A 23,435-nucleotide genomic window follows, 5' to 3' on the forward strand; every position below is an offset into this window, starting at 1 on the left:
ATCCACACAAGTTGTTCTTCAATTCTCTTAATGATCTTCTTCCTGGTTCGTCACCAGCAAGCTAGGTCGGCTATATTACTCTTAATCTCTTAAAAGTCAACAGGTAATTTCGATATTTTTAAAACTTATTTCTCAAACCAACTTAACATTAAATTCATCACTTAAAGTAACCAATCTAATCTCAAGTAACTGTTTTTCAACAAGTTTCTATCTGCATCACCGCCGATGGATGTGCATTATAGACCATCCAAATCCCTTTGCAATACCTTTTTCACATCCCACGAATCAACCGATCATTTTTTGGGCTTTTTAGTCAAAATTAGATGAGATATTAAACTTTTTTTAGTTAATCAACTTCATGTAGAATAGATTATTCGTGCAATTGATTTGGCATTAACTCACCATGTGGCACTCCGCTAAGAAAGTATTATTCTGCATACTTGTAGTGTTTGCTACGAGTGGGCCTGCGTATGCCAATTCAAAACATAATTTCTATGTGCTGACTTTATCTATTTTAAGTTATAGCAAATGGGAGAATGTAAGCACTCCTACTCTTTGTGTAATTGATAATGCTTCAATTACTTCTACTTTTCAGTCTTATATTCAGCAATTATCTTATAACTATCGTGTACAAACGGTTAATGCTAAAGATTTTCCTAAGTCGCATTGCCAAGCTGTTTATTTCTCTACAACCTCTCCTCAGCAGCAACAAAATTTAATTCAAAATTATCCATATCGTTCTTTGCTTTCTTTAAGTATTAATAATCCAGAATGTGAAGTTGGTAGTATCTTTTGCTTATATGACCAAAATAATTACACCACTTTTAAAGTTAACTTAGATGCATTAAGCCACTCCAAGGTCCATATTGATCCAAGGGTATTACTCTTGGCTAAGAATGCGGAGTAAGGGCTATGATATCTAAGTTGTATCAGTCCACTTCTCTACATGCTCTTTTTAGAAAGTCTCAATTTACGATTTTTGCTATTACTTTTTTTATTTGTTCTTTTACCTTTGTATCTATTTCCGTTTTTACTATGGAAACTTATGCAAAGCAGAATTTGCAGTTACTCAGCCATACGCTTCTAGAGCGTATTCAGCCAGCTGTCGTATTTAATGACAAGATCACGATAGAACAGATTTTAAATGAATATACAAATGATCATTCTATTCGAGCAATTCATATTTATGATTCTGAACATCATTTAATTGCACAAAGCTTTAAATTGTCGAGTCAAACTTCAGTTTTAGAAGGATGGTTTGATCACTGGTTTTTAAATGAGCCGGTACATTTAACAATTTATCATCACCAGCAGAATGTAGGTGAACTCACACTTTTTGGTAGCTCTGAAAAAATATTGCAATTTTTAAAGATGATTATGGTCGGTCTTGCGATTGCAATGTTATTTATTGTTTGTGCTTTATGGTGGTCAGTGAATTTGACTTATCGTCAAATTATGCAAGCGATTTATCCGCTCACAAATATTGCTCAAATCGTGAGTGAACAAAAAGCTTATAACCTTCGTTTTCCTTATAACCGAATTAAAGAGTTTCAAGATCTAAATACCGTATTTAATGAGTTACTTGAAGAAATTCAGATTTGGGATAATCAACTGCAAAAGGAAAATCGTAAATTATCTTTTCAAGCCCATCATGACCAGCTTACGTTATTACCGAATAGACATTATTTTTATCAAATATTGTTAGATATGTTTGAAGATAAGGATTTTGACAACAAGTCGGCCTTATTATTCATAGATAACAACAACTTTAAATCAATTAATGATCAGTTCGGACACTTAGCTGGTGATGAAGTTTTGAAAGAGATGGCGAAAAGGTTACAAACGCGCTTACGTCATCAAGACTTTATTGCCCGTTTAGGCGGAGATGAATTTGCGGTTATTTTGCATTCCATTACGCATGCTGATCATTTAATATCTATTGCTGAAAATTTACTCGAAAGCTGTAAAGAACCTTTGCATCTAAATGATCAAACGATTTATTTCAGTTTTAGTGTAGGGATTGCTTTATCCCAATTTGCGTCTAGTCCAGAAGATTTTATTATGCAAGCAGATCAAGCGATGTATAAGGCTAAGACTTCTGAGCAACATTGGTTTATTTATAAACCAGAGAATTAAATTTAGGCTAATTTATGAATACAAGATCTTTGAAACTCTCCTTTATTGCATTGCTGTGCATTGCGCTTGCAGGCTGCTTGAGTTTTGGTCCTTTGAAATATCGTCAAGTAAAAATGCTAAAAAAAGAGGGTTTTGTACTTACTAATGAAGGTTGGACTCTAGGTTTACCAGAACGCTTATTATTTGATTTTAATGACGCAACATTAAAACAAAGTCATGAGGCAGAGCTCACACGTTTAGCAAATCAATTGAATAAATATGATTTGAATAAATTAAAAATTGTTGGTCACACTGACGATGTAGGTAATCCTGAATACAACCAAAAGTTATCTGAAGAACGCGCGCAAAGTGTTGCGAACCTTTTCTTGACTCACGGTTTTAAAAAGGAAAATATTTACGTTATTGGGCGTGGTTCAACTCAACCCTATGTACCGAATACAACCAATGAAAATCGGGCAATTAACCGTCGTGTTGCAATCGTCATTATTCCTTAGGTTTCTAATTATAAAAAAGCCAATCCTTTGTGATTGGCTTTTTTATTTTATACAAGCTCAATAATATCAATAGTAGGCGGCACCCGAAATCTTAAGGGTATTCCAACCATACCCGTTCCTACGGTGACGAAAACATCAGCATGTTCATGTGAATAAAAGCCACGTTTATGACCTAAGATTGATACTTTTTTCATAATATAGTTGGTTACCCAAGGAAGTTCGACCTGTCCCCCATGAGTATGTCCAGATAACATTAAGGGGCGATTAGGTAATTTGGGAACCATATCTACAGTATCTGGGTTATGGGACAAAATTAACCAAGGCTTATCTTGAGGTAAGTCTGGCATTGAACGCATATCGGTTTTCCCCGCCCAAAGATCACCAATACCAATTAAACGAAATTCATCAAATTCAACAATTTTCCCTTCAATATCCATAACTTCATTGTAGTGAAGCGCGTCTTTTAATAGTTGTTGAATAGGAGGTCCTGGATATTGTTCATCGTGATTTCCAGGAACAGAATACACAGGGGCCTGAATATCTTTGAGTACGCTCAATTCTTGCACCAACTTATCTTCTGGCTCATAAGTCCAGTCTCCTGCCACAACCACTAGGTCTGGCTTTTGTTCATTGAGTTTTTTCACAATGATTTTGAGTTGTCGCTCATGGCCAGAAAATAAACCTATATGTAAATCGGCAATTAAAGCAACTTTTACAGGCTTATTAAAACGGCGGTCTGGATTCAAACGATACTGATGAACATCGACACGTACCGTATGCGGTTCTATAAAACGCGCATAAATGAGAATACCGCTTAATAAAAATATAAAAATAGTCTGATGAATTGAGTAATACCCCATCCAACCTGCATATAAATTAAAGAACCAAAGTGGAATAAGAAGATAAGATAGATAAAAAGCAAGTAAGTGAACAAAAGCTTTAAATGGATGAATCGTCTCGGTACGCGATTGATGAACCCAAGCTTCGACAATTCCCCATAAGGCAAGTATTGAAAAAATAAAGTAAAAACAAAAGATGATTGAATTTGGGTTCCACATTACGATTCTCGACTTATCTTATATTGATTGCTAGTAATCAAATTCAATATTTATCTTTCAATATGCACGAATTATACTCTAGCTCACCTTATCGTATGTATTGATTATGGCACAATCCTTTCATTCCAAACAGCTTCAAACTCATCAACAGGCTAAAGGCTTTTTGATCAAAGCTTCTTTAATTGTCTGTTCAAGTTTTGCTGTAACTTTGACAGGTTGTAGCACGCTACCTAAACATCGGGTTGAACCAGTTCAATACGCGCGTGATATCGATACATCTCAAACTTCACTTGCAAAAATTATTACACCTTTACGTGAGCAAAATCCAAATTTAACGGGTTACCACATTTTAAATGATCCGTTAGAAGCTCTCGCAGCTCGTTTAAGGTTGATTGATAAAGCCGAGAAGACTTTAGACTTACAGTACTATATTTGGGATAACGATAAGGTCGGTGCTTTAGCTTTACATGCCATTATTCGTGCTGCCGATCGTGGCGTTAAAGTGCGTCTATTAATTGATGATAATAATGCTAAAAAGATGGAAGGAGTTTTACTGGCCCTTTCTCAGCATAAAAATATTGAAGTTAAATTATTTAACCCATACCGTTTTCGTAAATACCGTGCGATGGATATGCTATTAGACTTAAAGCGTATCAATCATCGTATGCATAATAAGAGTTTTATTGCCGATAATCAGGTTGCGCTTATTGGTGGGCGTAATATGACAAATCAGTATTATAACGTTAGTGATAGTTATCAATTCTCTGATGTCGATGTCATGTTAGTCGGTGCTGCTGTTGATGACATCGTAAATTCTTTTGATGACTACTGGAATCATGAATATGCATACTCAGTCCAAAGTATTGTCAATGCTCAACAACACCGTTTACGATATGAAAGTTTGAAAGAACAACTAGATGCTCACTATCAACAAGCCACTGTTCAAAACTTTCTCAATTTAACGTCTAGATCGCATGCTTTTGATAAATGGTTAGACCATAACATTCAGTTTGACTGGGTGAAGGCAGAGGTTGTAAAAGACTCCCCTGATAAAATTAAGTCAAAAGCAAAAAAAGAAGAGCATTTGAATTTCCAATTGATTAATCATTTGGAAAAACCAGAAAGCAATGTTGATTTGATTTCTGCTTATTTTATTCCTGAAAAGCAAGGCGCTAAAATTTTAAGTACCCTCGCCAAAGAAGGGGTAGAAGTTCGTGTTTTAACAAATTCATTTAAAGCCAATGATGTTGCTGTGGTTCATGCATTTTATGGTCGATACCGAAAAGAGCTTTTGAAAAACGGCGTACAACTTTATGAGTTTTTACCAACTCCAGATAAACGTAATTTAAATAAAAATACGGATGAGTTGGCAACCAAAGCAAAAGTAAACATGAAAGGTTTAAGTCGCTCAAGTTTACATACTAAACTCATGGCTTTAGATGAACAGGTTTTTATTGGATCATTTAATTTTGACCCACGTTCAGCCTATTTAAATACTGAAATTGGTGTAATTTTAGATAGCCCATCACTGGCTAAAACAATTCACCATACGATGGATGAAAATTTAAATAAGTATGCTTATAAATTAAAACTAGATCCGAATAATAATATTTATTGGCAACAAGAAACTTCAAAAGGACCTGTCATTTATAGAAAAGAGCCAGAAATGAAATGGTGGCAAAAGGCAGGCATGAAGTTTCTTTCATGGCTGCCTCTCGAAGGTTTTATGTAATTAACTTTTTGGCTTAAGTACTTTTTGATGTAATTGAGCCAAACCTTCTACCATTTTTTGTTGGACTTCTTGAGTTAAACTTTTTACATCATGTCCTTCTACCGAGATAGGAGGCAATGTTAATAAATGAGCCGTTACTTTCGGCATTTCTAGCACACGCTGAATATGCTCAACAAAAGACATCTCCCCAATAAATGGTGCAACGGTATCTAATTCGCCATGACGATTTACATAACAGATTAAACATACCTGTACCGGACGCTCTGCTTCAATAGCAGCTCCAAGTAAACGACCATGAACTTTTTTAACAGAATGACCATCTGTAGTAGTCGCTTCTGGGAAGAATAAAACTGGAATATTTTGTTTTAAAAACCCAGCAATTTGCTCTCTAATTCTAATAGAGTCACCAGACCCACGCTTAATAAATAAAGTGCCACCACCTTTTGCTAAGTTGCCAAGAATAGGCCAATTTTCTATTTCGGCTTTCGCTAAAAAGAATACACGTGCACCTGAACCTAAAACAGCAATATCAAGCCAAGATATATGATTACTTACCCATAAAGCCGGTTCTCTCGGAATGGTGCCATGCACTTGAACATCGAGGTTAAAGACTTTACATAAACGGCGGCAAAAATATTGGACGTATCGTGTGTTAACAGGGTTATTTGGATCTTTATAAAGTCCATGACGATAAACTAAGTAAAAACCTTCACTGATTGCCGCTGTCGCTGAAGTAACTTTTTTTCCGTATAAACCTATTTTTGAAAATTTCTTTAATGTTGAATTCACTATACTTTGCGTTTGAGCCATAAAATTTCACTAACGATCAATCATTGTTATACCCATCTCGAGCCATTCTATACGTTTCGGAATAAACTTGCATCGCTATGCGATAGAAGCAAATAAAAAATAAAATGTATGTAGATAATCTAAAGGATAAGAGCAAACCCTTTCCCCTTTTACTCAAGTTTCCACTAGAATAAAGTTTTAGCCTTTTCAGGATTTATAACCACGTGGAATATGTTGATCGGCATCAAGGCGGTGAACGCACAATATTAGTGAGTGTGTCTGTACAATTATTAGATGATCTGGATGCCGAAGAGTTTGCTCTACTTGCACAGTCTGCTGGTGCAGATATTCTTGAACACATTAAAGTGCAACGTAATAAGCCAAATCCTAAGTTTTTTATTGGTTCCGGTAAAGTCGATGAAATTGCAGAACAAGTTCGTGATTTAGAAGCAGGACTGGTTATTTTTGATCATGCTTTAACACCTGCTCAAGAACGAAATTTAGAAAGAATATTAAAATGCCGAGTCATTGACCGTACTGGTTTAATTCTAGATATTTTTGCGCTGCGTGCCCGCACCCATGAGGGTAAATTACAAGTCGAGCTTGCTCAGCTTAAACATTTATCAACTCGCCTGATTCGTGGTTGGTCTGCTGACTTTGAACAACAAAAAGGTGGTATTGGCTTACGTGGTCCCGGTGAAACCCAACTCGAAACAGACCGTCGCCTCATTCGTGTGCGTATTACACAATTAAAAGATAAGTTAGATAAAGTTCATCAAACTCGTATACAAGGGCGGGCGGCAAGACAAAAAGCTTCAATCCCAACCGTATCCTTGGTAGGTTACACCAATGCGGGTAAATCCACATTATTTAATATTTTAGCAAAAAGCGATGTGTATGCAGCCGACCAACTGTTTGCAACTCTTGATCCAACCTTACGTCGTTTAGAATGGGATGGTATTGGTACTGTTGTGCTTGCAGATACTGTAGGTTTTGTGCGAAACCTACAACATGATCTAGTTGAATCTTTTAAAGCAACTTTAGAAGAAACGCTTGAAGCCACCCTACTTTTACATGTCATTGACAGTAGTAGCCATGACATGCTTGATCAGATTGAAGCTGTTGAAGGGGTTTTAAAAGAAATTGGAGCAGATTCACCTGTCCTTCGTGTCTACAACAAAATCGATTTAAGTGGTGAAGAGGCTAAAATTATTTATTCACAACCTCATGTTCCGGATCGCGTGTATGTTTCAGCACATTCAGGTTTAGGGCTAGATTTACTACGCCAAGCAGTCCAAGAATGTTTAATGGGGCAACTTCAACAATTCTCATTAAAACTTAAACCTGCTTATGGCAAATTGCGTACCCAGCTTTATGCTTTAAACGTGATCGAATCTGAACATTATGATGATGAAGGAATTTTACATATTGATATACGAATTGCACCTCATAAGCTTGAGCAGTTAATTCGTCAAGCCAAACTCCCTATCGACGAGATATTGGGTGAACGGGCGAGTCAGTTTAAAAGACCATTGGAAGAGTTTGAAATCAAGCACTAGATCAGTTAAAACTTGATAAGTACACTTTTAGAGATAAAAAATATGGATAAGATCAAAAGTATAGATTGGGCAGCATGGGTAGGAACTTTTCTACTTATTATCGGTTTCCGTGAAGGCTCAGTCGTGGTTATGCGTGCTTTTGGTCATCCAGAATTAGGTAACTTAGTTGGTTTAATTAGTTTACTCATCATCTTACTCATTTGGCGCAAGTTTAAGAAAATCCCCTTAAGACTTGTCGACACCAATAATAAAATTATGAAAGAAAGTGGTTTTGCTTTTTTACCTATTTGTGCAGGTTCATTAATTATGCTGGTACATATGGGTAAAGAAATTCCTTTGTTTCTCTTCGTATTGGTGGTGAGTACCCTTATACCCTTGTGGGTCTATGCAAAAATGGCCAAACATTGGTTATAAGGAGAATAAAATGTTTATGATTTTATATGGATTTTTGATTACGCTAGTTGGCTATCTTTGTGCAAAACCTTTAAACCGTCGTTTCCCTCAAGTGCCTCTTTTAGTTTTTGGTATGTTCATTGTGATTGGTTTATTGTCAATCTTGAAAGTTCCTTATGAAGAATACCGTATTTACGTAAATGATTTATTTAGCCATTTATTAGGATATGTCACGGTTGCTTTAGCTATACCATTAGCTGCGATGCGTTATGACGACTTACCTCTTAAATCGGTTATTGGCATTTTATGCTTTGCGAGTATTAGTGCTGTTGCTTTACCAATGGGACTCGCTTATTTATTGCATATGTCTGAGCCTACTATTTTGGCTTTTGCTACACGCGCTGTAACTACACCTATTGCTTTAAATATCGCGACTTTATTACATGCTCCAGAAACTTTAGTCACTCTGATCGTGATTTTATCTGGCGTTATTGGTGCAGCATTTTCACCATTTTTACTTAAGCATATTCATGATGAAAGAGCATCAGGTTTAGCTCTAGGCTTAGCTGCCCATGCAATTGGAACTGCTCAAGCTTGGCAGCGTGGCCCTGTTGCGGGTCGTTATGCTGCATTTGGTATGGCCTTAAATGGGGTATTTACTGCAATCTGGCTACCCACCTTCATGTTATCTTTTGGAATACATTGATTAAAAAGTAGTTTAAATAAACATTGAACCCGTTATTAATTAGAAATAAGATGGACTTTCAAATCTAAAAGGATTTTTGATTATGGGGAAATTTTTTGTTGGAGCTTTGCTCCTATTGGGAATGAATACTGCTACTTTTGCAGCCGATATTACCGGTCTTTGGCAAACAATTGACGATAAAACTGGCACACCTAAGGCTCACGTAGAAATACGTAAAGAGGCGAATGGTACGTATGCAGGAAAAGTTGTAAAAATCACACCGCGTCCGGGTTATACACCAAAAGAAATTTGTGATAACTGTCCAGCGCCTTATACCAATAAGCATATTGTAGGTTTGGATATTGCGACTGGCTTAAAACAAGTTGATAGTACAACCTATACCGGAGGAAAAATTCTAGATCCAAATACTGGTAAAGTTTACGGATTAAAAGCCAAACTCAGTGCAAATGGTAACCGTCTACATATGCGCGGTTATCTTGGAGTTTCTGCTTTAGGCCGCAATCAAATCTGGATTCGACTAGAATAATTTTCGAAAATAAAAAAGCCGCTTTTGCGGCTTTTTTTATTACATCACAGGGTTAACTACTGAAAATATTTGCTGATCTTCAAGACGGTAAGCAATTAAGTTCTTACCCCACACACAACCACCATCAACATTTTGAATATGATCACTAATAGTTCTGCCTTCTAAAGCAGCCCAATGTCCAAAAAATATTTGATGTGTTTGTGCAGCTTTACTTGGAAATTCAAACCAAGGTAAATAACCTTCCGGCATTGGTGCATCTAAAGTATCTTTAAAACTAAATTCCAAAGTACCTTCTGCATTGGTCAAACGCATACGTGTTAAATAATTGGTAATGCAGCGTAGACGGTCATTACCAGTTAAGTCATCGTGCCAAAGATCCGGTCTCGAACCATACATTTCAGCCAAAAAAGCATCTAGCACAGACAGATCATCATCTACTAATACCGCTTCAACTTCTTTCGCTAACGAAGCCGTTTTTGATGCACTCCAAATACAAGGTATACCAGCATGCGTTAGCACAGTTTGTTCATTTGGAAATAAACATAATGGTTGTTTACGCAGCCAGTCGATGAGTTCATCACCATCTACAGCATCAATAACGTCCTGCGTACGATCTTTTTCTTTAATTTCTTTAAGACCACGAGCACAAGCAATGAGTGTTAAGTCATGATTACCCAATACTGTAGCGGCAGCCCCTCGATCGGCTAGTTTCTTAATGAAACGCAGTGCACCTACCGAGTTCTCCCCACGTGCAACCAAATCACCAGCAAACCAAATAAAATCCTGATCAGGATCAAAACGTATTTCTTTTAGTAATGCTTTGAGTGCTTCAAAACAACCTTGCACATCTCCAATTACATAGTTATAACGCTTGGTCATTTATGCCACCATTTGATCTGCCAAAGCTACGAACTCAGCAAGTGTCAAAGTTTCTGGACGAGCCATTGGATCGACTCCTGCTTTTTCGAAGCCATCTTCAGCTAACATACCTTTAAGACTATTTCTTAGAGTTTTACGACGTTGAGTAAATACGTGTGCAACCAAACGAGCTAAAGCTTTCTCATCTTTCGCAACAATCGGTTTTTGTTCATAAGGAACTAAACGGAATACAGCACTGGTCACTTTTGGTGGCGGATTAAATGCGCCGGCAGGTACTTCAAATAAAAAGGTAGGCTGACAATAATATTGAATCATTACCGATAAACGACCATATTCTTTTGTATTTGGTTCAGCAGTAATACGTTCTACCACTTCTTTTTGCAACATGAAATGCATGTCTTTAACTTGACTACCAAATTCCAAGAGATGAAAAAGTAATGGTGTAGAAATGTTATAAGGCAAATTACCAACAACGCGTAATGGGCGGCCATCTTTTACAAGTTGGCTAAAATCATATTTTAATGCATCAGCTTCTACGATAGTTAAACGTTCTGGATGTGGTACACGTTCTGGTAAGCCTGCTGCTAAGTCACGGTCTAGCTCGACTACAGTTAAAGCCTCACACTCTCCAATTAAAGGAGAGGTTAAAGCAGCCAAACCTGGACCAATTTCAACAATATTGTCGCCTGGACGCGGATTAACAGAGCGTACAATTTTGGCAATGACTCGCTGATCATGTAAGAAGTTTTGACCAAAACGTTTACGAGCTTTATGCCCTTCATCTTTCGGGTTTAGGGCATTAATTTGATACATAGAACATTTCCAACATGAAAAATTTAACTCGCTGCCAACGATAAAGCTAAATCGACAGCGACATTTAAACTTGAGCTTTTTGCCAAACCTGTCCCAGCTAAAGACAGAGCAGTACCATGATCGACTGAAGTTCGAATAAACGGTAAGCCCAATGTGATATTAATTGCTTCACCAAAACCTTGTGATTTTAGCACAGGTAAACCTTGATCATGGTACATGGCAAGAACACCATCGGTATTTTTAAGGTGATCAGGAGTGAATAAAGTATCTGCTGGCATACTTAAACTGATTTTAATGCCTTGAGAGCGGTAAGTTTCAAGAACCGGATTAATCGTATCAATCTCTTCATGCCCCAAGTAACCATCTTCACCTGCATGAGGGTTTAATCCACACACTAATACTCTTGGATCATTAATTTTAAACTTGGTTTTTAAGTCATGAAGTAAAATGTCTATCACTTGATGTAAGCGTTGTTTGGTAATTGCATCGGCTACCTCTCTTAAAGGCAAATGTGTAGTCGCTAAAGCTACCCGCAAGTTTTTTGTTGCGAGCATCATGACAACACGCTCTACACCAGCGAACTCTTGATAATATTCAGTGTGACCACTAAATAAAATACCTGCATCATTAATGACCGATTTTTGTACCGGCGCAGTAGCCACACCTACACTTTTACCTGACATTGCATAATCAGCTGAGCGACGTAATTGTTCTAATACATAAGCTGCATTAGCTGGGTTTAATTGGCCATCGATGACTTCTGTTTTTAACGCGACGTGCTCTATATAAAGTTCGCCTTGCAAACATGATTCAGCTTGCCCTGTATACTCTAAAAACTTAATGTCCATGCCTAGCTTTTGAGCACGTTGTTGCAATAAATTTCGGTCAGCCAAAACAACAATTGGACGCTCATCAATGCGTTCCGCCAGACTTAAGCAAATATCTGGACCAATACCAGCAGGCTCACCGGAAGTGATATATAAAGGCAGCACAATCACCCCAGACATATAACAAGAATTTGTTTCATTTTAACATATCTGCCATTCATCAGTTTATGTATTAAATTATCTAACTTAAACTGGATTTTTCTTGTGACTTTGAGCAAACTCGTTTAGAATGCTCGCTCCTTTTGTTTGGACAGATTCCATAGTCCAAACCAACTATAATAGGTAGTGGTTTAATGAAAACTCTCAGCGCTAAGCCAGCTGAAGTTCAACATGACTGGTATGTTGTTGATGCTTCTGGCAAAACTTTAGGTCGCCTTGCGACTGAAATCGCTCGTCGTTTACGCGGTAAGCATAAAACTTCTTATACTCCTCACGTTGACACTGGCGATTACATCGTTGTGATTAATGCTGAACAAATTCAAGTGACTGGTAACAAATCACTTGATAAGAAATATTATCGCCATACTGGTTTCCCTGGTGGTATCCGTGAGACTAACTTCGAGAAGTTAATTGCTCACAAACCTGAAGCTGTTCTTGAAAAAGCGGTTAAAGGCATGTTACCAAAAGGTCCTCTTGGTTATGCAATGATCAAAAAAATGAAAGTGTACGCTGGTACTGAGCATCCTCATGCTGCTCAACAGCCACAAGTTTTGGACATCTAAGGGATACAGCACATGGCTACTAATTATGGTACAGGTCGCCGTAAGACCGCAACTGCACGTGTTTTCTTGTCAGCTGGTACAGGCAAACTCGTTATTAACAACCGTACTTTAGAGCAATATTTCGGTCGTGAAACTGCTCGTATGGTTGTTCGTCAACCTTTAGAACTTTTAGAAGTTACTGAAAAGTTTGACCTTTACATCACTGTTAAAGGTGGTGGTATCGGTGGTCAAGCTGGCGCGATCCGTCACGGTATTACTCGTGCGCTTATCGCTGCTGACGAAACTTTAAAACCTGTTCTACGTCAAGCTGGTTTCGTTACTCGTGATGCTCGTGAAGTTGAACGTAAGAAACTTGGTTTACGTAAAGCTCGTAAACGTCCTCAATTCTCTAAACGTTAATTCGTTTACCGAATCGGACAAAAAGCCTTGGTTATCCCAAGGCTTTTTTATTGCTTATTCATTTTAAGCATGAGCGAAACAGATAAATATATGAAACTCTATCTATGGTACCGTGATTTCCACTCATATTTTTAGTATTCTAACCGATTCACACAACCATACCTTGTGATATGTCGGTCGAAAACACTTCAATTCAGGGAATTACCCTTTACAGCCATGCTGATGATTTCCGTTCTCACTGGATCCGTTTTTTATTGGCAGAAAAGCAAATTAAATATCAATTGATCGTAACTGATCATGAAGATGAGGATTTAGCGAGTCTAAACCCTTATAACCAATTACCAATGCTACTTGAGCAAAACCTCAAATTATTTTCCGCTCCAATTATTGCTGAATATCTCGATGACCGATATCGTCAGAGCAAGCTTTACGCTGATGCTCCTATGGCACGTGCAGAACAACGGCAATACATTTGGCGTCTTGAAAATGATTGGTTTAAATTGGCCGATCATATGCTCAAACATGCAGATACTTTAAATGTAGAACAAAAGCAAAAAGCGCAAAAAGAATTACGTGATACCTTAATTTCTCTTACTCCCCTATTTCAGCATTTCCCTTATTTTATGTCCGAAAATTTTTCAATTTTGGATTGTATGCTCGCCCCAATTTTTGTGCGGCTTAATAGCATGGGAATTGATTTACCAAAGCAGCAGTGTCGGCCTATATTTTTGTACTGTAAACGTATCTTTAGTCGCCCTTCTTTTGTTAAATCAATGACGCCCCAAGAGAAAACCCGTTACAATGAACAATTAAATATGGAATAGTGTGATATGTCTGAGCAAACTATTGAATTAACCCCTACACGTCCTTATCTTGCTCGCGCAATCTATGAATGGATTTGCGACAATCAACTCACCCCTTATTTACTCGTTGATGCAACACAACCACATACGGATGTACCACAACAATTTGTGAAAGATGGCCAAATTGTTTTAAATATTGTGCCCCATGCTGTACATCAACTGCTTATTAGCAATGATGCCGTAACCTTTTCAGCACGTTTTGGCGGTGTTTCTAAAGATATTTATGTCCCTATCCAAGCTGTTTTGGGTATTTATGCACGTGAAAATGGACAAGGTTTATTCTTTGACCCTGAAGAATATGCCAATGTAGCGCCTGTAGAAGATAAGTTAGACTCAGAAACACAAGAAACATCTGAACCAACCAAGAAAAAGCCAACATTAAGAATTTTAGATTAATTTTAGAGGAATAAAGTATGGCATTTGATTTAGTCCAATACTTTGCTGAGCAAATAAAAATTCAAAAGCCTCAGCTTTTAAATCAATATCCAGCCAATGAGAAAAATAAGCTGATTGATGAAGTGAATGTGCTCACTCTTGGAAAGTTAATTAGCTTATGGCGTCAAGACGACAATAAAATTTATAATGAAATCAAAACAGCCGATCCATTATATATTCAAGAAATAGCGCGTCATTTAACAACTTCTAAGCACAATCAGTCGATTTTAAAAAATGCCGAACTTGAGCAAAGTATTTCAGAAATTTTGACCTTACAGCTAACTGAGCTTAATCAACTTGATGAAACTGGAGGTTTCGGACAGAATGGTTTAAAAGAGCTCATTTTAGGGCAAGTTGAACATTTATCAGGTCAGGCTGAGGATTGGGTTTGGTCAACAAACCACCTAACAGAGCTCATTGGTTCTAAACCTGTTGAACAAGAAGAGCTATCATTGGATGCAACAATGAAGGAGTTCAACCAAATGGTTCACCAAGCCCAACCGCATCATGAAGAATTACACATCGAAGAGCAACCTATCGAAACTTTTATTCCGGCATGGTCAAAAGTTATCGCACCTCTTGTTGCTTTAGCTATTTTAGGTTACCTATATTGTATTTATACACATCTTATTTAATTTTATTATAATTATTTAAAAGAGGAACTTATAGTTCCTCTTTTCTATTTAAATAAACATAATTTATCAATAAATATTGTTTTAACATTCTATTACAATTATTAGAATTAATAATAGAAATTATATAATGCAAACATGAGCACAGTATTAAATATTTAATGTAAAAACAATCTTATAATATTTTTTATAAGATGACATTTTTGGTCACTTATTTACTAAAACAACAATTTTGAAATTTATTTGATTTATTGACTTCAACTTGAGTAAAAATATAATGATTTTTAACTACTTTTAAGGAAAAAGTAGTAATTATAACTTTATAATCCTGAGAGATAAAAAAATGGCTAAACTTTCTTTAGATAGCTTAACTGAAATTGATGGTTTTATTGCATCTGCACTTGTTGATTCAGAAAGTGGTTTATCACTTGCTACACAAGGCGGTGGGGATATTGATTTAGAGCTGGCAGCTGCTGGAAACACAGAAGTCATTCGCGCAAAGCGAAATGTAGCTAACGCATTAAAATTAAATGACAATATTGAAGATATTTTAATTACATTAGGGAAGGCTTATCACTTAATTCGTCCTTTAGAAAGTAATAATAATTTATTCCTTTATTTAGTACTTGATCGCGCCAAGTCGAATTTAGCCATGGCTCGTCATGAGTTAAAGTCCTTTGAAAAAGAGCTCGATTTTAGTTAATTAATTTAAGCTGTGCTCTTTATATTTAATATAAAGAGCACATATAACATTACAATATTACTTAATAAAAATTTAAAATGATACTATGGATAGCCATTGCATAAATATTGCAGTTTCTGGTTTAAGCTTAAAAGTTTCAGACGAATTAAAAATCTTAATCCGTGATTTGATATCTAATCAATATGGAATTAACTGGGTTAACATTTCTAGTAATCAGATTGATTTATTAATTATTAATGAAAACTTTTTTGATGCAGACAATATTCAAAATATTCTTAATAAGAAAAAATTTCCTTATTTAAAAATTACAAAAACACCTTTAGAAAATGGAGGCACTATACACGAACATACCTTACACTACCCTTTAGAAAAAACAGAACATCTCCGTTCATGGTTACAAGCAAATGTATTATCTCTTTTAAAACATACTGATGTTCGTTCCAACTCAACTTTATTAAATGAAATATCTATCATAGATGAGCAATTTATAAAAAATTTGCATAGCTCTGAAAATATTAAATTACATTTATTTGATGACAAGGGAACCTTGGCAATTATTGATAATAGAACTCAAATTGCTTGGTTAGAACCTTCTCGTCAAAAAACACAGACCAATATGAGTTTTAACTTTACCTTTGCAAAAACATCAGACTTTACAAAGGTTTCTCGTAAAAAGGATTATTACTTACAGGATTGGTTGTGGAATTTAATTTGGTGTTCAAAAGAATTTGAGAATTTAGCGTCAGCTGATGGTTACTTTAAAATTAATCATTGGCCACAACCCTATCAAAAAGAATATAGAAAAGTAAGCCTACAGCTCTCTGCCTGTTTTATTCAGGGAGCAAAAGTCACTGAAGTAGCTAAACAACTCAACCAACCTATCGATGTTGTTCTACGTTTTATTACAGCATGTTTAATGGCAAATAATGGGCAATATGTTTCCGCGAATAAGTGTTTTTACACGCCACAGACTCATTCAGAAAACTCAAATACAGAAAGTCATTTTTTTAAAAATTTTATAGGGAAAATTCGACGCCGTTTTGGCTTTTAAGGAACACTATGATTATTCAACAATATAAAATTGTCTTCGCAGGCAGTATGGGGGCTGGTAAAACAGAAGCGATCAAATCGCTATCTGAAATTCCAATTTTAGAAACAGAAGCATTTAATACTGATGTACAAAGTCACCAAAAATCACAAACAACTGTAGGGATTGATTACGGCGAAATTACTTTAGATGATGGTATTAAAATCGGGCTATATGGAACCCCTGGACAAAGCCGTTTTGATTTTATCTGGTCAGTTATTTGTAAAGGTGCGATTGGTATTATTCTTCTGTTAGATCACAATAGCTCTACTCCAATTGCTGAACTAGAAAGCTACTTGGAAACCTTTAAAAATTATAACGATAATATTGCGATTGGTATTACGCATATTGATGAAAATAAAGAATCTTCACTCCAACAGTATCGCAACTGGTTAGCAGAAAACGAACTTCAATATCCATTATTTTTTATTGATGCAAGAGAACAAGAGCAAATTTTAATGATGGTTGAATCATTAATTGCATCACTTGAAGTTAAGGTAGGCGCAACATCTCAAGGGAAAGATCATGCTTAATGTTCCAGTTCAAAAACGAACCGCTCCAACACAATTGCTACAACTTGCAAAAAGTGAAGCTCAAAAAATTCTTATGAATACACGTGGTGTAGACTTTGTCATGATTTGTTCTTCAGATGGGTTTGAATTGGCAACAGTGAGCCACAAGAACTACCCTAATACCACCAAATTAGCAGCGGTGAGTAGCTCGATTTTGGCCATGGTCAGTGCATTTTTAAAAGAGATTCAACTGACTGGCTGTAATAACATCACATTAGATGCAGATAATGGCAAAGCCATTTTAACAGCGATTCCTGCTCTCCATCATCCGATGGTTATGGTTACCCTAAGTAATAGAGATGTGCTTTTAGGGCAGCTGCTTTATAGCCTAAAAAAAGCAAGCCAAGTGATTGCAGAGGCAGATGGAGAATAACTCTTAAACTGCTATAAAAAAATACCGCCCAATAAGAGCGGTATTTTTCAATTAAGTTTGAATAGTAAATAGCATTTGCCGTTTTTTGACTTGTTGACCCTGTTGCCCTAACACATCTTCAACTACACCATCTACATCAGCTTTAATCTGCTGCTGGATTTTCATAGCTTCAAGCACTAGTAAGGTTTGACCTCTCACCACTTGATCGCCTTTATTCACCAGAATATTAACCACAGCACCATCCATTGGTGCACGAATTTTGCCATCTCCCGCTACATCGGTAGCTTCTGGCGCAGCATAGGTCACATTGCGTATCACAATATTACCATTATCTCGGTCTAGATAAAGTTGATCACTATCTAATACATACTGCACACGGCGACGAATACCATCAATTAAATAAACTAGGTACTCTGACGTTCTCTCAAGCACATCAATACAAACTGATTGATCACAGAACTGAGCCGTAAATGTGTTATTTACAGATGAAACCTGCAATTGAATTTGCTGATCGGTAATTTGTAATTTTAACGGTAATGGCACACCAAGCCCAGTTTGCCACACCGCAGTACCTTTATTTTGGCTAAATAATGCCGCAGCAATCGCTAAAGTTTCTAAAGATAAAACTTGATGGTGTAAGCTCGGATCATTTTGGAAGTGCTGTTGGATGAATGCAGTATTGGTATCCCCTCCAACAACAACTGGATGGCGCAGTAAATTGACCAAGAACTGTTTATTGCTATTCACTCCAAGTAAAACACTATCATCGACTGCACGAGCCAGTAAGCGAATCGCATCTTGACGGGTTTTCCCATATGCAATCACCTTTGCTACCATCGGATCGTAAAATGGGCTGACTTCATCAGTTGCCAACATGCCATGATCGATTCGCACATTTGGTAAAGTTGCAGGCTTCCAGCGTAAAACCTTTCCTGTTTGTGGTAAGAAATCCTGACGTGGGTCTTCTGCATACAAGCGCACTTCGATCGCATGTCCATTTAAGGTCAATTCCTGTTGCTTTAAAGGTAAATGCTCACCATTCGCCACACGTAACTGCCATTCAACCAAGTCCAATCCTGTAATAAGCTCAGTGACCGGATGCTCTACCTGCAAGCGGGTATTCATTTCCAAAAAGTAAAATGCACCCGATGCATCAAGCAAAAACTCAACTGTCCCAGCACCGACATAGGCACATGCTCTTGCCGCTGCTACAGCTGCCTCACCCATTTGCTGACGTAGTTCAGGCGTCATGACTGGACACGGCGCCTCTTCAACTACTTTTTGATGGCGACGTTGGATCGAACAATCACGCTCAAACAAATACACATAATTGCCGTGAGTATCACCAAAAACCTGAATTTCGACATGACGCGGAGCAATAACTGCTTTTTCTAAAATAAGCTCCCCCGAACCAAAAGCATTTTCAGCTTCTGAACGTGCAGTTTGCAACGCCTCAACCAATTCAGATGCTTGTTGTACCAAACGCATGCCACGACCGCCGCCACCCGCAGAAGCTTTGACCATAATTGGAAAGCCAATCTGCTCAGCTTGAGTTGCTAAATATTCGAGATCTTGTCGGTCACCTTCATAACCCGGCACACAAGGGACGCCCGCCTCAATCATGGCAATTTTTGAAAGGCGTTTACTGCCCATTAACTCAATTGCAGAAGCGGTAGGCCCTATAAATGTAATCTGGTTGTCGATACATGCCTGAGCAAAATCAGTATTTTCTGACAAAAAACCATAGCCAGGGTGAACCGCATCTGCCCCAGTTTTTTTGCAAGCTTCAATAATTTTAGCGATGGAGAGATAAGACTCCGATACTTTTGAAGCACCAATATAGACAGCCTCATCCGCCTCTTGCACATGACGAGCATGACTGTCAGCATCTGAATAAACTGCGACAGTCTGATAGCCCATGGCTTTGGCTGTCTGCATAACTCGAACTGCGATTTCACCGCGATTGGCAACCAGTACTTTTGAAAATTTCATTATTTTTATCCCTATCGCTTATGATTCATCGGCCCAATTCGGTAACCGTTTCTGAATAAAAGCCACCGTTCCTTCTTGACCTTCAGCTCCACCAACTGCTTGAGCAAACTGCTGTGCAGCATCATCTAACAAATCACTCAAAGGCTCATTGAGCGTTCGATATAACAGTGCTTTAGTCACACGCGAAGCTTGAGGAGCTGCTCGTTTAATGTGTTGAATGGTTTCCTCTAAAGCTTGTTCAAGTTCAATTTCATTATGTGCAATTTGATGAACCACACCGACACTTAGCGCCGTATGCCCTTCAAAACGCATGCCCAGTAAAGCAAGTCGGCGTGCCTGAGTCAGGCCAATACGTTTCACCACAAAAGGAGCAATTTGCGCAGGAATTACGCCTAGTCCCGTTTCAGGTAAACCAAACTGAGTATTGTCACGGCTAATGGCAACATCAGAAACACATGCCAGCCCAAAACCACCACCTAACACTGCACCTTCTAAAATGACCACAACAGTCTGTGGTGCAGCTTCAACTTGCTCAAGCATGGCTCCAAAACGGCGGTTAAAGTCAGCGTAAGGTTGTAGGCTACCCACCTTAGTTGCTTCAACGCGTAAAGCAGCCATGTCTTTAATGTCACCACCTGCGCAAAAAGTCCCACCTTCACCACGAATGATGACTGCACGAATTGAAAGGTCATTACGAATGGCAGTAAAAACTTGCTGTATTGCATTAACCATATTCAAGTTCATGGCATTACGGCTCTCTGGTCGGTTTAACCAGAGATATAAAATACTGCCGTCTTGTTCTAATTGAATACTGTCATCAATATCTAAAGCTTGAAGCGATGCTGAAAGTGTCATGGCTGATTCCTTATTTTTGTTTTTTTGGCAAGATATCCATCAACTTACAGATAATCCCCAGCATAATCTCATCTGCACCACCGCCAATAGAGCCTAAACGACCATCACGATACAGCTGTGAGGCTGGGTTATCCCACATGAAGCCATTGCCGCCCCAATATTGTAGACAGCTATCAGCAACTTCACGAGTTAAACGTCCAGCTTTGAGTTTTGCCATAGATGCCAGCTTGGTCACCTCTTCACCAGCAATATGCTGTTCACACGCTTGGTAGGTTAAGGCTTTAAGCGCTTCTACTTCAGTCATGAGTTCGGCAAAACGGAAATGAATATATTGGTTATTGATGAGCGGCTGACCAAACGTCGTACGCTCTTTGGTATAGGCGATAGTCTTTTGGATTAAATTTTCCAAACCACCAATCGCATTAGCACAGGCCCATAAACGCTCTTCCTGAAATTGCATCATTTGCATCATGAAACCCATACCTTCAACACCAACCAAGTTGCGCTGAGGTACACGTACATTGTCCAAATAAACTTGTGCTGTGGTGGTTGAACGCATACCTAATTTATTTAACGGCTCTGAAAAACTAATCCCTTTAGTTTTTGCCGGTACAATAATCATCGACTTGTTGACGTGTGGTTTATCATCAGATGTGTTAGCCAATAGGCAGAAGAAATCAGCCTGCAGTGAGTTGGTAATCCACATTTTGCTGCCGTTAATGACATAGTCATCGCCATCTTTTTTAGCAGTCGTTTTAATAGCAGCAACATCCGAACCAGCATGCACTTCCGATACTGCAATTGAGGCAACATATTCCCCAGCAATGGCTGGTGTTAAAAACTCATCGCGTAATTCTTTACTACCAAAACGCGCCAAAGCAGGTGTCGCCATATCGGTTTGTACACCAATGGCCAAAGGCACCCCGCCGCAAGCCGCATATCCAATTTCTTCTGCAACCACAAGGTTATAGGAATAATCTAACGCTAAACCGCCATTTTCCTCAGGCTTACAAATCCCTAATAAACCAAGATCACCCATTTTTTTAAATACGTCGTGGATCGGGAAACGCTCTGCTTCTTCCCATTCGGGAATATGTGGATTCAGCTCATTTTGAACAAATTGACGCGCTGTACGACGTAATGCTTCATGTTCGGCAGTAAATTTCATGGTGTTCTTCCTATTAATTTTTTTAATTACGGTAAAGGTTGATTAAAAACGGGACACACCAAAACGGGTCGGATTCAACTCGCGTTGCTGTGCTTCATAAATGGTTTCTAAAAGGAAAATTAATAATTTTCGGGTATCTCTCGGGTCAATAATGCCATCGTCATGAAGCATAGCTGTATTGAAAAGCGCGGTAGATTGCTGCTCTAATTTCATGGCCGTACTTTGCTCAAGAAAATCGAGCATTTGCGGATTCGGTTCCTGACCAGACGCCTTTTGCTTTCCTTCTGCCACAATACGTAATACTTTTCCGGCCTGTGCAGAACCCATTACAGCAACATGCGAATTTGGCCAAGCAAAAATAAAATCTGGCGATAAACTCCGACCACACATTGCGTAGTTACCAGCACCATATGCCCCTGCCACAACGATTGAAATTTTAGGTACAGTACAATTGGCAACCGCTTGAATCAGTTTTGAGCCATGCTTAATAATGCCATTTTGCTCGGCATCGGTTCCCACCATAAAGCCAGTAGTGTTATGTAAGAACAATAAGGGGCGGTTAGTCTGTTCACATAAGTGAATAAACTGAGCTGCTTTTGCTGCTCCTTGAGGGGTAATCGGACCATTATTGGTAATAATACCGATATGCAAGCCTCCAATTTTTGCCCAGCCACATACCGTTAAGTCATCATATTCCTGCTTAAATTCTAGAAAATCTGAATCGTCAATAATGCGTGCAACCACTTCTTTCATATCAAATGGTTGTTTAGGATCACTTGGGATAACACCCAATAGTTCCTCGGTATCGTAACGAGGCTCTTTATAAGTCACATCAACTGGTTTGATTTGCTCTTTCCAGTTCAGGTGTTCAAAAATTTCACGTGCCATCCGAATACCGTCAGCATCATTTCCTGCTAAGTATTCTGCTGTTCCGGCAACCTGCGCATGCATTTCCGCTCCACCCAATTCCTCCGCTGTAGCGACTTCACCAGTTGCTGCTAAAAGTAAAGGTGGACCTGCAAGTAACATTTCGGTTTGTTTGCGTACTACAATGACATAATCCGAAAGACCTGGTTGATAAGCTCCTCCTGCCGTTGCATTCCCATGTACCACTGCAAGCTGTGGAATACCTGCTGCAGAAAGACGTGCCTGATTGGCAAAAGTCATACCACCGTAGGTAAATACTTCAGCTGCATAATTTAAGTTAGCACCACCACTTTCAGTCAGCGTAATCAGCGGGAGTTTTTGTTCTAAGGCAATTTTTTGTAAACGCAAAGTTTTCTGTACGCCCATAGGAGACATAGTCCCACCCTTAATTGCACTATTACTTGCAGAGACCAGACAACGCACACCACTGACGAAACCAATGCCAGCAATTACACCACCACCAGCTTCGGAGCCATCTTTGTCATCATGCATGCTGTAGCCAACCAAGCCACAAAGCTCGACAAAAGGCGAATCGGCATCGAGCAATAACCGTACACGCTCATGCGGCAGAATCTTGCCCTTTTTATCGAATTTCGGTTTAGCAGCATACGATTTATCAATGCTTTTTTGCTGAATTGCACGGACTTCACTCAGCTGAGCAAGTAGTGCCTCTTTATTTTTTTGATACTGTTCACTACCAACAGCAATTTCAGATTGGAGAATGGTCATTTTTTT

Annotated in this window: 26 protein-coding genes; 17 read left to right on the plus strand and 9 right to left on the minus strand. The window is 38.2% G+C overall.

The annotated features are described in order from the left end of the window. The first annotated feature begins 403 nt into the window (after window positions 1-403). Genes yfiR through yfiB form a run of 3 tightly spaced genes read left to right on the plus strand, consistent with a single transcriptional unit; the run spans window position 404 to window position 2,630 of the window. A complete protein-coding gene (gene yfiR / locus J576_RS18350; protein WP_004711910.1) occupies window positions 404-907 on the plus strand; it encodes a regulatory sequestration protein YfiR in 504 nt (167 codons plus the stop codon). A gap of 5 nt (window positions 908-912) precedes the next feature. After that, on the plus strand, window positions 913-2,136 hold the full coding sequence (dgcN, locus tag J576_RS18355) for a diguanylate cyclase DgcN/YfiN (RefSeq protein ID WP_004711907.1): 1,224 nt from the start codon (window positions 913-915) through the stop codon (window positions 2,134-2,136). A 14-nt stretch (window positions 2,137-2,150) separates the two neighbouring features. Further along, entirely contained in the window at window positions 2,151-2,630 is a 480-nt protein-coding gene (yfiB, locus tag J576_RS18360; protein WP_001097560.1) for an outer membrane lipoprotein YfiB, read from the plus strand. A 47-nt stretch (window positions 2,631-2,677) separates the two neighbouring features. On the opposite strand, the gene J576_RS18365 is transcribed toward yfiB, so the two are convergent. Further along, window positions 2,678-3,688: a metallophosphoesterase gene (locus J576_RS18365; RefSeq protein ID WP_002048688.1), complete on the minus strand. Its 1,011-nt coding sequence runs from the start codon at window positions 3,686-3,688 to the stop codon at window positions 2,678-2,680. A 106-nt stretch (window positions 3,689-3,794) separates the two neighbouring features. Between J576_RS18365 and J576_RS18370 the strand changes: the two genes are divergently transcribed. Next, complete coding sequence (locus tag J576_RS18370; RefSeq protein WP_002048697.1) at window positions 3,795-5,420, plus strand: phospholipase D family protein; 1,626 nt, start codon at window positions 3,795-3,797, stop codon at window positions 5,418-5,420. Here J576_RS18370 and J576_RS18375 read toward each other — a convergent pair whose 3' ends face one another. Next, window positions 5,421-6,230, minus strand: a complete 810-nt coding sequence (locus J576_RS18375) for a lysophospholipid acyltransferase family protein (protein WP_002048714.1) — start codon at window positions 6,228-6,230, stop codon at window positions 5,421-5,423. It abuts the gene before it with no gap. Between the two features lie 203 nt (window positions 6,231-6,433). Between J576_RS18375 and hflX the strand changes: the two genes are divergently transcribed. From hflX to J576_RS18395, 4 genes are all read left to right on the plus strand, one after another. Continuing rightward, window positions 6,434-7,768 (plus strand): ribosome rescue GTPase HflX, encoded by a 1,335-nt coding sequence (gene hflX / locus J576_RS18380; RefSeq protein ID WP_002048698.1) that lies wholly within the window; start codon window positions 6,434-6,436, stop codon window positions 7,766-7,768. Window positions 7,769-7,810: 42 nt separating this feature from the next. Next, window positions 7,811-8,182, plus strand: coding sequence for a hypothetical protein (locus J576_RS18385; RefSeq protein ID WP_002048719.1), 372 nt, complete (start codon window positions 7,811-7,813; stop codon window positions 8,180-8,182). A 10-nt stretch (window positions 8,183-8,192) separates the two neighbouring features. After that, window positions 8,193-8,867, plus strand: a complete 675-nt coding sequence (locus J576_RS18390; RefSeq protein WP_002048722.1) for an LrgB family protein — start codon at window positions 8,193-8,195, stop codon at window positions 8,865-8,867. 82 nt (window positions 8,868-8,949) lie between these two features. Further along, window positions 8,950-9,393 carry a DUF2147 domain-containing protein gene (locus J576_RS18395; RefSeq protein WP_002048729.1) on the plus strand — a complete coding sequence of 148 codons (444 nt, stop codon included), beginning with the start codon at window positions 8,950-8,952 and terminating at the stop codon, window positions 9,391-9,393. A gap of 39 nt (window positions 9,394-9,432) precedes the next feature. Here J576_RS18395 and J576_RS18400 read toward each other — a convergent pair whose 3' ends face one another. From J576_RS18400 to pdxA, 3 genes are read right to left on the minus strand one after another with little or no spacing between them, the layout of a single operon-like run. Further along, window positions 9,433-10,272: a symmetrical bis(5'-nucleosyl)-tetraphosphatase gene (locus tag J576_RS18400; RefSeq protein WP_002048716.1), complete on the minus strand. Its 840-nt coding sequence runs from the start codon at window positions 10,270-10,272 to the stop codon at window positions 9,433-9,435. Continuing rightward, window positions 10,273-11,085 carry a 16S rRNA (adenine(1518)-N(6)/adenine(1519)-N(6))-dimethyltransferase RsmA gene (gene rsmA, locus J576_RS18405; RefSeq protein WP_002048699.1) on the minus strand — a complete coding sequence of 271 codons (813 nt, stop codon included), beginning with the start codon at window positions 11,083-11,085 and terminating at the stop codon, window positions 10,273-10,275. A 23-nt stretch (window positions 11,086-11,108) separates the two neighbouring features. Continuing rightward, window positions 11,109-12,092 carry a 4-hydroxythreonine-4-phosphate dehydrogenase PdxA gene (pdxA, locus tag J576_RS18410; RefSeq protein WP_002048706.1) on the minus strand — a complete coding sequence of 328 codons (984 nt, stop codon included), beginning with the start codon at window positions 12,090-12,092 and terminating at the stop codon, window positions 11,109-11,111. Window positions 12,093-12,265: 173 nt separating this feature from the next. On the opposite strand from pdxA, the gene rplM reads away from it, so the two are divergent. The 9 genes from rplM to J576_RS18455 all read left to right on the plus strand — a co-directional run bounded on the left by rplM (window position 12,266) and on the right by J576_RS18455 (window position 17,758). Then, complete coding sequence (gene rplM / locus J576_RS18415) at window positions 12,266-12,694, plus strand: 50S ribosomal protein L13 (RefSeq protein ID WP_002048731.1); 429 nt, start codon at window positions 12,266-12,268, stop codon at window positions 12,692-12,694. Between the two features lie 12 nt (window positions 12,695-12,706). Continuing rightward, complete coding sequence (rpsI, locus tag J576_RS18420; RefSeq protein ID WP_002048725.1) at window positions 12,707-13,093, plus strand: 30S ribosomal protein S9; 387 nt, start codon at window positions 12,707-12,709, stop codon at window positions 13,091-13,093. A 170-nt stretch (window positions 13,094-13,263) separates the two neighbouring features. After that, on the plus strand, window positions 13,264-13,917 hold the full coding sequence (locus J576_RS18425) for a glutathione S-transferase N-terminal domain-containing protein (protein WP_002048702.1): 654 nt from the start codon (window positions 13,264-13,266) through the stop codon (window positions 13,915-13,917). Window positions 13,918-13,923: 6 nt separating this feature from the next. Continuing rightward, entirely contained in the window at window positions 13,924-14,352 is a 429-nt protein-coding gene (locus J576_RS18430) for a ClpXP protease specificity-enhancing factor (protein WP_002048724.1), read from the plus strand. Window positions 14,353-14,369: 17 nt separating this feature from the next. Next, window positions 14,370-15,026 (plus strand): hypothetical protein, encoded by a 657-nt coding sequence (locus J576_RS18435; protein WP_002048692.1) that lies wholly within the window; start codon window positions 14,370-14,372, stop codon window positions 15,024-15,026. A gap of 340 nt (window positions 15,027-15,366) precedes the next feature. Next, window positions 15,367-15,726 carry a roadblock/LC7 domain-containing protein gene (locus J576_RS18440; protein ID WP_001096608.1) on the plus strand — a complete coding sequence of 120 codons (360 nt, stop codon included), beginning with the start codon at window positions 15,367-15,369 and terminating at the stop codon, window positions 15,724-15,726. Window positions 15,727-15,811: 85 nt separating this feature from the next. Next, the gene (locus tag J576_RS18445) at window positions 15,812-16,777 is read left to right on the plus strand and encodes a hypothetical protein (RefSeq protein WP_033855725.1); all 966 of its coding nucleotides are present in this window, start codon (window positions 15,812-15,814) and stop codon (window positions 16,775-16,777) included. Between the two features lie 8 nt (window positions 16,778-16,785). Next, a complete protein-coding gene (locus tag J576_RS18450; protein WP_000586671.1) occupies window positions 16,786-17,346 on the plus strand; it encodes a GTP-binding protein in 561 nt (186 codons plus the stop codon). Beyond that, window positions 17,339-17,758, plus strand: a complete 420-nt coding sequence (locus J576_RS18455) for a roadblock/LC7 domain-containing protein (protein ID WP_002048707.1) — start codon at window positions 17,339-17,341, stop codon at window positions 17,756-17,758. The genes J576_RS18450 and J576_RS18455 overlap by 8 nt, the downstream gene beginning before the upstream one ends. A gap of 51 nt (window positions 17,759-17,809) precedes the next feature. Here J576_RS18455 and J576_RS18460 read toward each other — a convergent pair whose 3' ends face one another. From J576_RS18460 to J576_RS18475, 4 genes are read right to left on the minus strand one after another with little or no spacing between them, the layout of a single operon-like run. After that, complete coding sequence (locus J576_RS18460) at window positions 17,810-19,750, minus strand: acetyl/propionyl/methylcrotonyl-CoA carboxylase subunit alpha (protein ID WP_002048695.1); 1,941 nt, start codon at window positions 19,748-19,750, stop codon at window positions 17,810-17,812. An 18-nt stretch (window positions 19,751-19,768) separates the two neighbouring features. Beyond that, window positions 19,769-20,605 (minus strand): enoyl-CoA hydratase/isomerase family protein, encoded by an 837-nt coding sequence (locus J576_RS18465; protein WP_002048711.1) that lies wholly within the window; start codon window positions 20,603-20,605, stop codon window positions 19,769-19,771. 10 nt (window positions 20,606-20,615) lie between these two features. Next, on the minus strand, window positions 20,616-21,773 hold the full coding sequence (locus tag J576_RS18470; protein ID WP_002048721.1) for an acyl-CoA dehydrogenase family protein: 1,158 nt from the start codon (window positions 21,771-21,773) through the stop codon (window positions 20,616-20,618). A gap of 42 nt (window positions 21,774-21,815) precedes the next feature. Continuing rightward, window positions 21,816-23,429 carry an acyl-CoA carboxylase subunit beta gene (locus tag J576_RS18475; protein ID WP_033855726.1) on the minus strand — a complete coding sequence of 538 codons (1,614 nt, stop codon included), beginning with the start codon at window positions 23,427-23,429 and terminating at the stop codon, window positions 21,816-21,818. Window positions 23,430-23,435 lie beyond the last annotated feature (6 nt).

It is taken from the genome of Acinetobacter sp. 766875 (assembly GCF_000582055.1).
In the GTDB taxonomy this organism is placed as follows: Bacteria; Pseudomonadota; Gammaproteobacteria; order Pseudomonadales; family Moraxellaceae; genus Acinetobacter; species Acinetobacter nosocomialis.

What these genes read in the sequence shown, in the direction of transcription:
- J576_RS18365 (WP_002048688.1), bottom strand. Translation starts at nt 3,688, where the DNA reads ATGTGGAACCCAAATTCAATCATCTTTTGTTTTTACTTTATTTTTTCA.
- J576_RS18385 (WP_002048719.1), top strand. Translation starts at nt 7,811, where the DNA reads ATGGATAAGATCAAAAGTATAGATTGGGCAGCATGGGTAGGAACTTTT.
- J576_RS18475 (WP_033855726.1), bottom strand. Translation starts at nt 23,429, where the DNA reads ATGACCATTCTCCAATCTGAAATTGCTGTTGGTAGTGAACAGTATCAA.
- J576_RS18400 (WP_002048716.1), bottom strand. Translation starts at nt 10,272, where the DNA reads ATGACCAAGCGTTATAACTATGTAATTGGAGATGTGCAAGGTTGTTTT.
- rpsI (WP_002048725.1), top strand. Translation starts at nt 12,707, where the DNA reads ATGGCTACTAATTATGGTACAGGTCGCCGTAAGACCGCAACTGCACGT.
- J576_RS18460 (WP_002048695.1), bottom strand. Translation starts at nt 19,750, where the DNA reads ATGAAATTTTCAAAAGTACTGGTTGCCAATCGCGGTGAAATCGCAGTT.
- J576_RS18430 (WP_002048724.1), top strand. Translation starts at nt 13,924, where the DNA reads ATGTCTGAGCAAACTATTGAATTAACCCCTACACGTCCTTATCTTGCT.
- pdxA (WP_002048706.1), bottom strand. Translation starts at nt 12,092, where the DNA reads ATGTCTGGGGTGATTGTGCTGCCTTTATATATCACTTCCGGTGAGCCT.
- J576_RS18395 (WP_002048729.1), top strand. Translation starts at nt 8,950, where the DNA reads ATGGGGAAATTTTTTGTTGGAGCTTTGCTCCTATTGGGAATGAATACT.
- J576_RS18470 (WP_002048721.1), bottom strand. Translation starts at nt 21,773, where the DNA reads ATGAAATTTACTGCCGAACATGAAGCATTACGTCGTACAGCGCGTCAA.
- J576_RS18455 (WP_002048707.1), top strand. Translation starts at nt 17,339, where the DNA reads ATGCTTAATGTTCCAGTTCAAAAACGAACCGCTCCAACACAATTGCTA.
- J576_RS18445 (WP_033855725.1), top strand. Translation starts at nt 15,812, where the DNA reads ATGGATAGCCATTGCATAAATATTGCAGTTTCTGGTTTAAGCTTAAAA.
- rsmA (WP_002048699.1), bottom strand. Translation starts at nt 11,085, where the DNA reads ATGTATCAAATTAATGCCCTAAACCCGAAAGATGAAGGGCATAAAGCT.
- rplM (WP_002048731.1), top strand. Translation starts at nt 12,266, where the DNA reads ATGAAAACTCTCAGCGCTAAGCCAGCTGAAGTTCAACATGACTGGTAT.
- J576_RS18390 (WP_002048722.1), top strand. Translation starts at nt 8,193, where the DNA reads ATGTTTATGATTTTATATGGATTTTTGATTACGCTAGTTGGCTATCTT.
- J576_RS18425 (WP_002048702.1), top strand. Translation starts at nt 13,264, where the DNA reads ATGTCGGTCGAAAACACTTCAATTCAGGGAATTACCCTTTACAGCCAT.
- J576_RS18450 (WP_000586671.1), top strand. Translation starts at nt 16,786, where the DNA reads ATGATTATTCAACAATATAAAATTGTCTTCGCAGGCAGTATGGGGGCT.
- J576_RS18440 (WP_001096608.1), top strand. Translation starts at nt 15,367, where the DNA reads ATGGCTAAACTTTCTTTAGATAGCTTAACTGAAATTGATGGTTTTATT.
- yfiR (WP_004711910.1), top strand. Translation starts at nt 404, where the DNA reads ATGTGGCACTCCGCTAAGAAAGTATTATTCTGCATACTTGTAGTGTTT.
- J576_RS18375 (WP_002048714.1), bottom strand. Translation starts at nt 6,230, where the DNA reads ATGGCTCAAACGCAAAGTATAGTGAATTCAACATTAAAGAAATTTTCA.
- J576_RS18435 (WP_002048692.1), top strand. Translation starts at nt 14,370, where the DNA reads ATGGCATTTGATTTAGTCCAATACTTTGCTGAGCAAATAAAAATTCAA.
- J576_RS18370 (WP_002048697.1), top strand. Translation starts at nt 3,795, where the DNA reads ATGGCACAATCCTTTCATTCCAAACAGCTTCAAACTCATCAACAGGCT.
- J576_RS18465 (WP_002048711.1), bottom strand. Translation starts at nt 20,605, where the DNA reads ATGACACTTTCAGCATCGCTTCAAGCTTTAGATATTGATGACAGTATT.
- dgcN (WP_004711907.1), top strand. Translation starts at nt 913, where the DNA reads ATGATATCTAAGTTGTATCAGTCCACTTCTCTACATGCTCTTTTTAGA.
- yfiB (WP_001097560.1), top strand. Translation starts at nt 2,151, where the DNA reads ATGAATACAAGATCTTTGAAACTCTCCTTTATTGCATTGCTGTGCATT.